The organism is Pseudomonas sp. S2_F07, from assembly GCF_054668325.1.
The window spans coordinates 4,764,793-4,778,136 of the sequence record NZ_CP162758.1 but is presented as its reverse complement, the minus strand read 5'-3'; the positions used below and the strand labels follow the sequence as shown (position 1 = coordinate 4,778,136).

Annotated in this window: 12 protein-coding genes; 10 read left to right on the top strand and 2 right to left on the bottom strand. The window is 60.0% G+C overall.

Annotation, left to right across the window (positions count from 1 at the left end):
• Positions 1–157: 157 nt before the first annotated feature.
• The 6 genes from AB4O40_RS21595 to AB4O40_RS21570 all read left to right on the top strand — a co-directional run bounded on the left by AB4O40_RS21595 (position 158) and on the right by AB4O40_RS21570 (position 7,229).
• Positions 158–1,591, top strand: coding sequence for an OprD family porin (locus AB4O40_RS21595; protein ID WP_056728298.1), 1,434 nt, complete (start codon positions 158–160; stop codon positions 1,589–1,591).
• Between the two features lie 78 nt (positions 1,592–1,669).
• A complete protein-coding gene (locus AB4O40_RS21590; protein WP_056728297.1) occupies positions 1,670–3,265 on the top strand; it encodes an ABC transporter substrate-binding protein in 1,596 nt (531 codons plus the stop codon).
• Positions 3,266–3,337: 72 nt separating this feature from the next.
• Positions 3,338–4,348 carry an ABC transporter permease subunit gene (locus tag AB4O40_RS21585; protein ID WP_056728294.1) on the top strand — a complete coding sequence of 337 codons (1,011 nt, stop codon included), beginning with the start codon at positions 3,338–3,340 and terminating at the stop codon, positions 4,346–4,348.
• A gap of 10 nt (positions 4,349–4,358) precedes the next feature.
• Entirely contained in the window at positions 4,359–5,270 is a 912-nt protein-coding gene (locus AB4O40_RS21580; protein ID WP_056728293.1) for an ABC transporter permease subunit, read from the top strand.
• Positions 5,271–5,280: 10 nt separating this feature from the next.
• Positions 5,281–6,249 carry an ABC transporter ATP-binding protein gene (locus AB4O40_RS21575; protein ID WP_056728291.1) on the top strand — a complete coding sequence of 323 codons (969 nt, stop codon included), beginning with the start codon at positions 5,281–5,283 and terminating at the stop codon, positions 6,247–6,249.
• Complete coding sequence (locus AB4O40_RS21570) at positions 6,249–7,229, top strand: peptide ABC transporter ATP-binding protein (protein WP_056728287.1); 981 nt, start codon at positions 6,249–6,251, stop codon at positions 7,227–7,229. Before AB4O40_RS21575 ends, AB4O40_RS21570 begins: the two co-directional genes overlap by 1 nt.
• A 210-nt stretch (positions 7,230–7,439) precedes the next feature.
• On the opposite strand, the gene AB4O40_RS21565 is transcribed toward AB4O40_RS21570, so the two are convergent.
• Both AB4O40_RS21565 and AB4O40_RS21560 read right to left on the bottom strand, forming a co-directional pair.
• Positions 7,440–7,694 carry a hypothetical protein gene (locus tag AB4O40_RS21565; RefSeq protein ID WP_056728285.1) on the bottom strand — a complete coding sequence of 85 codons (255 nt, stop codon included), beginning with the start codon at positions 7,692–7,694 and terminating at the stop codon, positions 7,440–7,442.
• A 241-nt stretch (positions 7,695–7,935) separates the two neighbouring features.
• Positions 7,936–9,519 (bottom strand): peptide chain release factor 3, encoded by a 1,584-nt coding sequence (locus tag AB4O40_RS21560; RefSeq protein WP_056728283.1) that lies wholly within the window; start codon positions 9,517–9,519, stop codon positions 7,936–7,938.
• Between the two features lie 327 nt (positions 9,520–9,846).
• Here AB4O40_RS21560 and AB4O40_RS21555 point away from each other — a divergent pair, with 327 nt between their 5' ends.
• Genes AB4O40_RS21555 through AB4O40_RS21540 form a run of 4 tightly spaced genes read left to right on the top strand, consistent with a single transcriptional unit; the run spans position 9,847 to position 13,297 of the window.
• Positions 9,847–10,563 carry an ABC transporter permease gene (locus tag AB4O40_RS21555; protein ID WP_056728281.1) on the top strand — a complete coding sequence of 239 codons (717 nt, stop codon included), beginning with the start codon at positions 9,847–9,849 and terminating at the stop codon, positions 10,561–10,563.
• A gap of 20 nt (positions 10,564–10,583) precedes the next feature.
• The gene (locus AB4O40_RS21550; RefSeq protein WP_056728278.1) at positions 10,584–11,477 is read left to right on the top strand and encodes a glycine betaine ABC transporter substrate-binding protein; all 894 of its coding nucleotides are present in this window, start codon (positions 10,584–10,586) and stop codon (positions 11,475–11,477) included.
• A gap of 12 nt (positions 11,478–11,489) precedes the next feature.
• The gene (locus AB4O40_RS21545; RefSeq protein WP_056728273.1) at positions 11,490–12,143 is read left to right on the top strand and encodes an ABC transporter permease; all 654 of its coding nucleotides are present in this window, start codon (positions 11,490–11,492) and stop codon (positions 12,141–12,143) included.
• Positions 12,140–13,297 (top strand): osmoprotectant ABC transporter ATP-binding protein OsmV, encoded by a 1,158-nt coding sequence (locus AB4O40_RS21540; RefSeq protein WP_056728271.1) that lies wholly within the window; start codon positions 12,140–12,142, stop codon positions 13,295–13,297. Before AB4O40_RS21545 ends, AB4O40_RS21540 begins: the two co-directional genes overlap by 4 nt.
• Positions 13,298–13,344 lie beyond the last annotated feature (47 nt).

The window sequence follows — 13,344 nt, the reverse complement described above, 5'->3', positions numbered from 1 at the left end:
GCCGGGGGGCGGATTTTCCGCCCTCACGCAGACGCTTTGCCGTCTTTTGTCAATTTGGCCGACAGCAAACGTTTGCGATGCCTTGAATGAGTTCTAAACCAATAGCCGGATCACAAAAAAAGACCGGCATAAAAAAAGAAAGTAAGGAGCTTTACCCATGAAACTGAGCAGCACCGCGTTATTGGCCTTGGCCATCAGCAGCGTAACCGCCACGGCTTACGCAGAAACCCAAAGCCAGGCTTTCACCCCGGTTACCGTGAACGAGAAAAACGCCCAGAGCGAAGCCACTGGCTTTGTCGAAGGCCAGTCGATCACCGGCACCACGCGTAACTGGTACGCCAATGAGCAACTGCACCGCGGCGCCAAATTCGCCTACAAAAAAGACGGCGTTTCGACCCCGACCGATCGCCGGATCAACTGGGTCCAGGGCACCATCCTCAAGTACAACTCGGGCTTCACCGAAGGCACCGTGGGCTTCAGCACTGAAGTGGCGGCGTACAACGCCATCGCCCTGGACCAGGACCGCAAAGACCTGGCGTCGAACAACGGCGGCGCACCAGGCAGTCGTCCAGGCGCGGGCAACAACCGTACCCTGACCAAAGAGGGCGGCGACGCTCAAGGCCAGTGGAGCAAACTGGGCCTGGCCAACGTCAAGGCCCGTGTTTCCAACAGCACCCTGACCGCCGGCCGCATGAACTTCAGCAGCCCGATGGTCGACGTAATCGGTAACCGTGCACTGCCTTCGAGCTTCCAGGGCGTGGCCCTGCACAGCGAAGAGCTGAACAACCTGGCCTTCGACCTGGCCACCTTCGACCGCAACTCACCGCGTACCGAAGAAAGCCAGCGCAAATTCCGCACCGAATACGCCAACGGCATCGTCGAAACCGACCACGTTCACACCGGCGGTATCACCTACACCCCATTTGCCAGCCTGACCACCAGCCTCTGGGCGACCCAGGCTGAAGACATCTGGAACCAGTACTACTTCGGCGCCTCCCACGTACTGGGCGACAGCCAGGTATTGAGCCTGACCACCGGCCTGAACTACTACAAAACCAAGGAAACCGGTAAAGCCCTGATCGGCGATATCGACAACGACACCTACTCGCTGTCGTTCGGCCTGACCCACCAGGCCCATACCCTGACCCTCTCGTATCAGGAAGTGAACGGTAACGAGTACTTCGACTACCTGCACGAAACCAACGGTATCTACCTGGCCAACTCCCTGCTGTCGGACTTCAACGGCCCGAACGAAAAATCGTTCCAGGTTGCCTACGGTCTGAACATGGCCGAATACGGCGTGCCAGGCCTGAAGTTCAACATCTACCAGGCTCGCGGCTGGGGTATCGACGGTACTCACTACACCGGCAACGGCGGCGTGGCAGGCAAGGGTTACGATGGCATCCAGTCCCAGGATGGCGAACACCACTATGAATACGGCATCGGCGCGACCTACGCCGTGCAGAGCGGCCCGCTCAAGGCCACCACGATTCGCGGCACCTACACCGCTCACCGTGCCAGCGAAAACCAGGCTGATGGCAGCATCAACGAGTTCCGTCTCGTGACCACGGTTCCGTTCAACATCCTGTAATGCCCGTGCCGAACGGCTGATTCAATGACGGATCGGCCGTTCGGCTTTTGTCCTTTAACTGATTGCAGAGGGTTCTTGATGAAAATGCTTCCCCTACGTGCGGCCATCGCGGCTGCGTTGCTCAGTGTCGCTGTTGGTGTCTCGGCCAAACCCCTGGTGGTTTGTACCGAAAACAGCCCCGAAGGCTTCGACATGGTCCAGTACACGACTGCAGTCACAGCCGATGCGGTGGCCGAAACCATCTTCAATCGCCTGGCAGACTTCAAGCCCGGTACCACCGAAGTGATTCCGGCACTGGCCGATTCCTGGGACATCAGCGAAGACGGTCTGAGCTACACGTTTCATCTGCGTAAAGGCGTCAAGTTCCACACCACCGAATACTTCAAGCCGACCCGCGACATGAATGCCGACGACGTGGTCTGGAGTTTCCAGCGCCAGCTGGACCCGAATCATCCATGGCACAAACTGTCGAGCGTGGGCTTCCCGTACTTTGAAAGCATGGGCTTCAAGGAACTGCTGAAAAGCGTCGAGAAAGTCGACGACAACACGGTCAAGTTCACCCTGACCCGTCGCGAAGCGCCGTTCCTGGCCGACATCGCCATGGCCTTCTCGTCGATCTACTCCGCCGAGTACGCCGACCAGTTGCTCAAGGCCAACAAGACCGGCGACCTGAACAACAAGCCGGTCGGCACCGGCCCGTTCGTCTTCCAGCGCTACAACAAGGACGCCCAGGTTCGCTTCAAGGCCAACCCGGACTACTTCCGAGGCAAGCCTCCGGCTGATGCGCTGATCCTGGCCATCGCCACCGACAACAACGTGCGCCTGCAGAAGCTCAAGGCCAACGAGTGCCAGGTCGCGCTGTATCCAAAACCGGATGACATTCCGAGCATCAGGAAAGACGACAAGCTGAAAGTCGATGAGCTGAATGCGATGACCGTCGCGTACATCGCCATCAACACCACGCACAAGTACCTTAGCGATGTACGGGTGCGTAAAGCCATCGACATCGCCTTCGACAAGGAAGCGGCTGTCAACGCGCTGTTCGGCAAGGGCAATGCAACAGCCGCCGTCAACCCGTTCCCGGACACCCTGCTGGGCTACAACCACACCCTGAAGAACCCGGTCCGCGATCTGGACAAGGCCCGTGCCCTGCTCAAGGAAGCCGGCGTACCGGAAGGCACCACCTTCACCCTGTTCACCCGCAACGGAGGCGGTGCAACCAACCCGAACCCGATGCTCGGTGCGCAGATGATGCAGGCCGACCTGGCCAAGGTCGGGATCAAGATCGACATTCGCGTGATGGAATGGGGCGAAATGCTCAAACGCGCGAAAAACGGCGAGCACGACATGGTTTCCGCCGGATGGGCGGGCGATAACGGCGACCCGGATAACTTCCTGACGCCTATGCTCAGTTGTGAAGCGGCCAAGAACGGCGAAAACTACGCCCGCTGGTGCAATGACAAGTTCCAGGCCCTGATCGATCAGGCCCGGGAAAAAACCGACCCGGCCGAGCGTGCAGCCCTGTACGAGCAGGCCCAGCTTATTTTCAACCAGGACCAACCGTGGATCAGCTTGGCCCACACTAGAATGTTTACCGCAATGCGCAACAACGTAGAGGGCTATCACATTAGCCCCCTGACCACGAATAACTTCGCCACCACCCAGGTGAAGTAATAAGAAAACTCCCGGCATTCCTGACCCAGGCATGCCGGGCACGCCTAACCGGCTGATGAGGTACAACACACGATGTTTAGTTTTATTGCCCGCCGACTGGGGTTATTGATCCCCACGTTCTTCGGCATCACCCTGCTGACTTTCGCGTTGATTCGCATGATCCCGGGCGACCCCGTGGAAGTCATGATGGGAGAACGCAGGGTCGATCCCGAAATGCACGCTCAGGCAATGGAACGCCTAGGTCTGAACAAACCCCTGTATGCCCAGTACCTGGATTACATCGGCAAGCTGGCCCACGGCGATCTCGGGGAATCCCTGCGTACCCGTGAAAGTGTGTGGAGCGAATTCACCTCCCTGTTCCCCGCGACCCTGGAACTGTCCATGGCCGCCCTGTTGTTCGCCGGCATCCTGGGCCTTCTGGCCGGGGTGATCGCGGCACTCAAGCGAGGATCCCTGTTCGACCATGGGGTGATGGGTGTCTCCCTGGCGGGATACTCGATGCCGATCTTCTGGTGGGGCCTGATCCTGATCATGTTCTTCTCGGTGAGCCTGGGCTGGACCCCGGTGTCCGGGCGGATCGACCTGCTCTACGACATCGAGCCGCGCACCGGCTTCATGCTGATCGACACGCTGCTGGCCGACGAGCCGGACGCCTTCTTCGACGCCCTGCACCACCTGATCCTGCCGGCCATTGTGCTCGGCACCATTCCGCTGGCAGTGATCGCGCGGATGACCCGCTCGTCGATGCTGGAAGTGCTGCGTGAAGACTACATCCGCACCGCCAAGGCCAAAGGCCTGTCGCCGGCGCGCGTCGTGTTCGTACACGGCCTGCGTAACGCGCTGATCCCGGTACTGACGGTGGTCGGCCTGCAAGTCGGCACCCTGCTGGCCGGTGCGGTCCTGACCGAAACCATCTTCTCGTGGCCCGGCATCGGCAAATGGCTGATCGAAGCCATTGGTGCCCGGGACTATCCGGTCGTACAAAACGGCATCCTGTTAATCGCCTGCCTGGTGATTCTGGTCAACTTCGTAGTGGACATCCTCTACGGTTTTGCCAACCCACGCATCCGTCATCAGCGCTGAGATCATGACCATGACCACTCCAATTCCATCGGTAGCAGTCGATCAAAGCCTGCTGTACCCGTCTCCATACAAAGAATTCTGGCAAGCGTTCTCCAAGAACAAAGGCGCCGTCGCCGGCCTGATGTTCATGCTGCTGGTGATTTTCTGCGCCATCTTCGCCCCGTGGGTTGCCCCTCACGATCCTAGCGAGCAGTACCGCGATTTCCTGCTGACCCCGCCAGCCTGGCTCGAAGGTGGGCAACTGCAGTTCCTGCTCGGTACCGATGAGCTGGGCCGCGACCTGCTGTCGCGACTGATCCAGGGTTCGCGCCTGTCGCTGCTGATCGGCTTGTCGTCGGTGGTGATGTCACTGATTCCGGGCATCCTGCTGGGCCTGTTCGCCGGGTTCTTCCCGCGCGTGCTCGGTCCGACCATCATGCGTCTGATGGACATCATGCTGGCCCTGCCGTCCCTGCTGCTGGCCGTGGCGATCGTCGCCATCCTCGGCCCCGGCCTGATCAACACCGTGATCGCCATCGCCGTGGTGTCCCTGCCGTCGTACGTTCGCCTGACCCGCGCTGCGGTGATGGGCGAACTGAACCGCGACTACGTGACCGCCGCGCGCCTGGCCGGTGCCGGCTTGCCGCGCCTGATGTTCGTCACCGTGCTACCCAACTGCATGGCGCCGCTGATCGTTCAGGCCACCCTGAGCTTCTCCTCGGCGATCCTCGATGCCGCCGCACTGGGCTTCCTCGGCCTTGGCGTACAACCGCCAACCCCTGAGTGGGGCACCATGCTGGCTTCGGCCCGCGACTACATCGAACGCGCCTGGTGGGTGGTGAGCCTGCCTGGTTTGACCATTTTGCTCAGCGTGCTGGCAATCAACCTGATGGGCGACGGCCTGCGCGATGCGCTGGACCCGAAACTCAAGAACGCCGCCTGAGGAGATTCCCATGTCACTGCTAGAAATCAAGAATCTCAACGTTCGCTTCGGCGACAAAAACGCCACGCCAGTGGTCGATGGCCTCGACCTGAAAGTGGACAAGGGCGAAGTGCTGGCCATCGTTGGCGAGTCCGGCTCCGGCAAATCCGTGACCATGATGGCGCTGATGGGCCTGATCGAGCATCCGGGGATCGTCACCGCTGACGCCCTGAACTTCGACGGCAAGAACATGCTCAAGCTCAACAATCGTCAGCGTCGACAGATCGTCGGTAAAGACCTGTCCATGGTCTTCCAGGATCCGATGACCGCGCTGAACCCGAGCTATACCGTCGGCTTCCAGATTGAAGAAGTGCTGCGCCTGCACCTGAAAATGTCCGGCAAGGCGGCCCGCAAACGCGCCATCGAACTGCTGGAAAAAGTCGAGATCCCGGGTGCCGCCAGCCGTATGGACGCTTACCCGCATCAACTGTCCGGTGGCATGAGCCAGCGTGTCGCGATTGCCATGGCGATTGCCGGCGAACCGAAACTGCTGATCGCCGACGAACCGACCACGGCGCTGGACGTGACCATCCAGGCACAGATCATGGACCTGCTGCTGGCGTTGCAGAAAGAGCAGAACATGGGCTTGGTGCTGATCACCCACGACCTCGCCGTCGTGGCCGAAACCGCCCAGCGCGTGTGCGTGATGTACGCCGGCCAGGCGGTCGAAGTCGGTCAGGTGCCGCAACTGTTCGACATCCCGGCGCACCCGTATAGCGAAGCGCTGCTCAAGGCGATTCCGGAACACAGCCTCGGCGCCGCGCGTTTGTCGACCCTGCCGGGCATCGTGCCCGGTCGCTACGACCGTCCGCAGGGTTGCCTGCTGTCGCCGCGCTGCCCGTACGTGAAAGACAACTGCCGTCAACAACGTCCGGCCCTTGACCAGAAAAGCAACAGCCTCGCTCGCTGCTTCTACCCGCTGAACCAGGAGGTGGCGTAATGGCCGTCGTTCTTACCGCCCGCGACCTGACCCGTCACTACGAGGTGTCCCGAGGCCTGTTCAAGGGGCACGCCACCGTGCGCGCCCTCAACGGCGTGTCGTTCGAACTGGAAGCCGGCAAGACCCTCGCTGTCGTCGGCGAGTCGGGTTGCGGCAAGTCCACCCTGGCACGTGCCCTGACCCTGATCGAAGAACCGTCCTCCGGCTCCTTGAAAATCGCCGGGCAGGAAGTTGCCGGGGCCGACAAGGCCCAGCGCAAGCAACTGCGCAAAGACGTGCAGATGGTGTTCCAGAGCCCGTACGCCTCGTTGAACCCACGGCAGAAAGTCGGTGATCAGCTTGCAGAACCGCTTCTGATCAACACCAGCCTGAGCGCCTCCGAACGTCGCGAGAAAGTCCAGGCGATGATGAAGCAGGTGGGCTTGCGTCCCGAGCACTATCAGCGTTATCCGCATATGTTCTCCGGCGGCCAGCGCCAGCGGATCGCCCTGGCCCGGGCGATGATGCTGCAACCGAAAGTGCTGGTGGCGGACGAACCGACCTCGGCGCTGGACGTGTCGATTCAGGCGCAGGTGCTCAACCTGTTCATGGATTTGCAGCAAGAGTTCAACACCGCCTACGTGTTCATCTCCCACAACCTGGCAGTGGTACGCCACGTTGCCGACCACGTGATGGTGATGTACCTCGGTCGTCCGGTGGAAATGGGCACGAAAGAGGACATTTATTCACGCCCTCTGCACCCCTACACCCAGGCGCTACTGTCGGCGACGCCGGCCATCCACCCGGATCCGGACAAGCCAAAAATCAAGATCGTCGGTGAGCTACCCAACCCGCTGAACCCGCCGTCCGGCTGCGCCTTCCACAAGCGCTGCCCGTACGCCACCGAGCGTTGCAGCACTGAAGAGCCGGCCCTGCGCCTGCTCGACAACCGCCAGGTGGCTTGCCACTACGCCGAGCAATTCCTCGACGGCGCGGCATAAAAAATGTGGGAGCGGGCTTGCTCGCGAAGGCGTCATTCCAGTCAACATCAATGTCGACTGACAGATCGCTTTCGTCGGAACGCCGCCCGGAGCAAGCCCGCTCCCACAGGGATTGAGTAGTTCAAGTAAATACGCGTTAACCCAACCCCTTCCACCTCGATTGAGCATCACTCAGGTAGAAGGGGTTTTCTTTTGCCCGCTATCGAGCGACTACGTCTGGCTGTCGCTTTCTTCTTCATCGGTGTCCGGCTCGTCGGTGGTCGAGTCATCGTCGTTGTCCGCACCACCCTGCCCCTGATCTCCCGGTTCCGATTCGGACTTGGCGATCATCAACCCCGCATAACCCGCCTGCCCGCTCGAAGCCTGCTCCCCATGATCGATACACTCGGCCCACGCCATCGAAGTGCCGAGCGAGAGCATCACCATCACCTTCAACAGCAGTAAAACGCGAAACAATCTGTTCATAGCCGATTCCGTCCTTTCGTTGAGTGCCTGTCTGGCGCTGAGTCAAATCTAGTTCCGATCAGCCGGGTTCTCCAGATTGGATGCTATCGAGCGAGGGAAAATGCAGCGGGTTGGCAGATTGGTTTGGAATAGGGGTTATTCACAATTCAGCTAACACCGAAAAACCCACAGAAGTATGTGATAGGCAATAAAAAACCCCGCTGCTTTCACAAACGGGGTTTTGGGTATTTCAACTCAGCGCTTAGTGATGCTCACGCGTCGCACGGAATTTCACGTCCGGCCAGCGCTCTTCCATCAGGGCCAGGTTGACCCGCGTCGGTGCGAGGTAGGTCAGGTGACCACCGCCGTCCAGTGCCAGGTTTTCCACAGCCTTGTTGGAGAATTCCTCAAGCTTCTTCTTGTCGCTGCATTCGATCCAGCGTGCCGAGTAAACCGTGATCGGCTCGTAGGAGCACTCGACCTTGTATTCCTCTTTCAAACGACTGGCGACCACATCGAACTGCAGCACACCGACGGCGCCGAGGATGATGTCGTTGCTGCGTTCCGGGAAGAACACCTGGGTCGCGCCTTCTTCGGCCAGCTGTTGCAGGCCCTGGCGCAGTTGCTTGGATTTCAGTGGATCTTTCAAACGCACGCGGCGGAACAGTTCCGGGGCGAAGTGCGGGATACCGGTGAAACCCAGGGCTTCGCCTTCGCTGAAGGTGTCGCCGATCTGGATGGTGCCGTGGTTGTGCAGGCCGATGATGTCGCCGGCAAAGGCTTCTTCCAGTTGCTCACGCTCGGAGGAGAAGAAGGTCAGCGCGTCGCCGATCCGCACGTCCTTGCCGGTGCGCACGTGGCGCATCTTCATGCCTTTTTCGTACTTGCCGGAGCAGATACGCATGAAGGCGATACGGTCGCGGTGCTTCGGGTCCATGTTCGCCTGGATCTTGAAGATGAAGCCCGAGAACTTCTCTTCCACCGGCTCCACGGTACGCTCGTTGGCCACGCGTGCCAGCGGGCGCGGCGCCCAATCGACGACGGCGTCGAGGACGTGGTCGACACCGAAGTTGCCCAGTGCCGTACCGAAGAACACCGGGGTCAACTGACCGTCGAGGAACTCCTGCTGGTTGAACTCGTGGCAGGCGCCCTGCACCAGTTCCAGCTGCTCGATGAAACGCTCGTACTCGTCACCCAGGTGGGCGCGGGCTTCATCGGAGTCGAGCTTCTCGATGATCTTGGTTTCGGTGCGTTCGTGGCCGTGACCGGCGGTGTACACGATGATGTAGTCATCGGCGAGGTGATACACGCCCTTGAAGTCGCGGTAGCAACCAATCGGCCAGGTGATCGGCGCCGCCTTGATCTTCAGGACCGCTTCGATTTCGTCGAGCAGTTCGATCGGGTCGCGGATGTCACGGTCGAGTTTGTTGATGAAGCTGACGATCGGCGTGTCACGCAGACGGCAGACGTCCATCAGGGCGATGGTCCGTGGCTCTACACCTTTACCGCCATCGAGAACCATCAACGCCGAGTCCACCGCGGTCAGGGTGCGGTAGGTATCTTCGGAGAAGTCTTCGTGGCCCGGGGTGTCGAGCAGGTTGATCATGTGTTCGCGATACGGGAACTGCATGACCGACGTGGTAATGGAAATACCACGCTGCTTTTCCATTTCCATCCAGTCGGAGGTGGCATGGCGATCGGATTTACGAGATTTCACCGTACCGGCTACCGCAATCGCCTTGCCCATCAGCAAGAGCTTCTCGGTGATGGTGGTCTTACCGGCATCGGGGTGGGAAATAATGGCGAAAGTGCGGCGTTTCGCGACTTCGGCGGCCTGTTTGGTCATGGGAAATCGCCTGGCAGGTGATTCAAAAAAGGGCGCAGATTATAGCCCAAGTTGATCCAAGAACCGAACCGTTGAGCACATTAGGAGTGGCCAAATGCTCCCGCAGATGGGAACCTTTTAAAGCCCGGAGACGTCCACTCCCCCGTTACGACCACTCGTCGGGGGCCTGAAACACCTGCAAATCGGCCTGACGAGGCTGTGCTCATGGCTCGATGCATGCCGCTTTGCCGGCCTGTTCGAGCTGCTTATCGCGATCATTTTTTCGGCAGCCAGGAATGGCGTTGCCACACGAAAGAGTGTTTGCCGACTGAAAAAAGGAGTCCGCCTGTGGCTATCCACTATGGCAAAGGGCTGATAGGAGGCGCGCTGGTAATCGCCCTTCTGGCCCTGCTGATCCAATGGATCGGCATCAACACGATCGAACTTTACCGCGACGATTTGTTGTTTTATCTGCAAGCTCATCTGGTTCTCGTCCTCGCTTCCATGCTGGCCGCCCTTGTCGTGGGCATTCCTGCCGGCATCCTCCTCAGCCGCCCGTCCATGGTCGGCCGCGCCGAACGCTTCATGCAGTTCTTCAACATCGGCAACACCGTTCCGCCCCTCGCCGTCCTGGCCATCGCCCTGGGCATCCTCGGCATCGGCAGCGGTCCGGCCATCTTCGCCCTGTTCCTCGCCTCACTACTGCCCATCGTGCGCAACACCTATGAAGGCCTGAAAAACGTTCAGGGGTCGCTCAAGGAAGCCGCCGTCGGCATCGGCATGACCCCGCGCCAGGTGCTGTGGAAAGTCGAATTGCCCAACGCGGTGCCGATCATCATCGGTGGTGTTCGCGTGGCGTTGGCGATCAACGTGGGGACCGCGCCGCTGGCGTTCCTGATCGGCGCCAACAGTCTCGGCAGCCTGATCTTCCCCGGGATTGCCCTGAACAATCAGCCGCAATTACTGCTCGGCGCGGCCTGCACCGCCTTGCTGGCCTTGTTGCTCGACGGCCTGGTGACACTCGCCAGCCGCCTCTGGCTCGAACGCGGCTTGCGCCCGTCTTAAGCCCCGGCAAAGGAATCGTCATGAAAACATCAAGCTTTTTACTAGGCTGCGTCCTGCTGTTCGCAGGATTTGCCCAAGCCGCCGATAAACCCTTGATCCGCATCGGCGCCCGGGTGTTCACCGAACAAACCCTGCTGGCGGAAATCACTTCGCAGTACCTGCGCACCAAGGGTTACGAAGTGCAAGTGACCGGCGGCCTGGGCAGCAATCTGGCCCGCAGCGCCCACGAAAGCGGCCAACTGGACATGCTCTGGGAATACACCGGCGTGTCGCTGGTGGCCTACAACCATGTCACTGAAAAACTCGACAGCGAACAGTCCTACGCACGAGTAAAAGAACTCGACGCGAAAAAAGGCCTGGTCTGGCTCACCCCGTCGAAATTCAGCAACACCTACGCCCTCGCCCTGCCGAAGAACGTCGCCGACCAATACCCACGGATCAACACCATCAGTGAGCTGAACACGGTGCTGCGCAAGGAAGCCGGGACCAACAATCTGGTGGCGCTGGATACCGAGTTCGCCAACCGTTCGGACGGTCTGGATGGCATGGTCAAGCTCTACGACATGAACCTGACCCGCAAGAATATCCGGCAGATGGACGCCGGCCTGGTCTACACCGCGCTGCGTAACGGCCAGGTGTTTGCCGGCCTGGTCTACACCACCGACGGTCGCCTCAACGCCTTCAAGCTGAAACTGCTGGAAGACGACAAGCACTACTTCCCCGACTACACCGCCGCACCGGTGGTGCGTCAGGCCTACCTCGATGCGCATCCGCAATTAGCCGCTCAGCTCAAGCCGCTGGCTGAACTGTTCGACGACAACACCATGCGCGAACTCAACGCCCGGGTCGACGTCGAGCACCAAAGTCCTTCAGCCGTCGCCGCCGATTTCCTGCGCCAACACCCGATCAATTAAGGAGGAAAAGTCATGGAATTCCTGAACGCCTTTTCCCATCTCGACTGGCCATTGGTCTTACACCTGACGTGGCAACACATCACCCTGGTCGGCATTGCCGTGACCCTGGCGATTCTGGTCGGCGTGCCATTGGGCATTTTGATGACGCGCTTCCCGAGTCTCGCCGGCCCCTTGCAAGCCAGCGCCACGGTGCTGCTGACCGTGCCGTCGATTGCCCTGTTCGGCCTGCTGCTGCCGTTCTACTCAAAGTTCGGCCAGGGCCTGGGGCCGATGCCGGCGATTACCGCGGTGTTCCTGTACTCGCTGCTGCCGATCATGCGTAACACCTACCTGGCCCTGACCAGCGTCGAACCGGGCATCCGCGAAGCCGCCCGCGGCATCGGCATGACCTTCGGCCAGCGCCTGCGCATGGTCGAGTTGCCCATCGCCGTGCCGGTGATCCTCGCCGGTGTGCGCACCGCCGTGGTGATGAACATCGGCGTCATGACCATCGCTGCCACCATCGGCGCCGGCGGTCTGGGCGTACTCATCCTCGCCTCCATCAGCCGCAGCGACATGTCGATGCTGATTGTCGGCGCTGTTCTGGTCAGTGTGCTGGCCATCTTCGCCGACCTGCTTCTGCAATGGCTGCAACGCTCGCTGACTCCAAAAGGATTACTCAAATGATCGAACTTCAAAACCTCAGCAAGACCTTCCAAAGCAACGGCAAAGATGTGAAAGCCGTGGACTCGGTAAGCCTGACCGTCAATGAAGGCGAAATCTGCGTGTTCCTCGGGCCATCGGGTTGCGGTAAAAGCACCACGCTGAAAATGATCAACCGCCTGATCAATCCGACCTCGGGCAAGATCCTGATCAACGGCGAAGACACCACCGGCCTCGACGAAGTGACCCTGCGCCGCAACATCGGCTACGTGATCCAGCAGATCGGTCTGTTCCCGAACATGACCATCGAGGAGAACATTGTGGTGGTGCCGAAGCTGCTCGGCTGGGATAAACAGAAATGCCACGACCGCGCCCGCGAACTGATGAGCATGATCAAGCTCGAACCCAAGCAGTATCTGCATCGTTACCCACGGGAATTGTCCGGTGGGCAGCAACAGCGGATCGGCGTGATTCGCGCACTGGCCGCCGATGCGCCGCTGTTGCTGATGGACGAACCCTTCGGTGCGGTCGACCCGATCAACCGCGAGATGATCCAGAACGAATTTTTCGAAATGCAGCGGGCGCTGAACAAGACCGTGATCATGGTCAGCCACGACATCGACGAGGCTATCAAGCTCGGCGACAAGATTGCGATCTTCCGCGCCGGCAAGCTGCTGCAGATCGATCACCCGGACACTCTGCTCGCGCATCCGGCGGATGAGTTTGTCAGCAACTTCGTCGGACAGGACAGCACGCTCAAGCGTCTGCTGTTGGTGAAAGCCGAAGACGCGGCGGACAACGCCCCATCCGTCAGCCCGCAAACCCCGGTGGCTGAAGCGCTGGAGTTGATGGACGAGCATGACCGACGCTATGTGGTGGTCACTTGTGCCGAGAATAAAGCCCTGGGTTACGTACGACGTCGCGACCTGCACCGTCAGACCGGCACCTGCGCGCAGTACCAACGCGAGTTCAATGCCACGGCGGCGTACGACGAACATTTGCGCATCCTGCTGTCGCGCATGTACGAGTTCAATCGAGCGTGGTTGCCGGTGATGGATGCCGAGCGGGTGTTTTTGGGTGAGGTGACGCAGGAGTCGATTGCAGCTTACTTGAGCTCAGGTCGTTCGCGAGGAATGAAGACCAACATCGTGTCGCCTGCCGAGGCAGTGGTCGCCTGACAGCTCACATTACCCGGTAAAAATACAAACCCTGTGGGAGCGAGCCC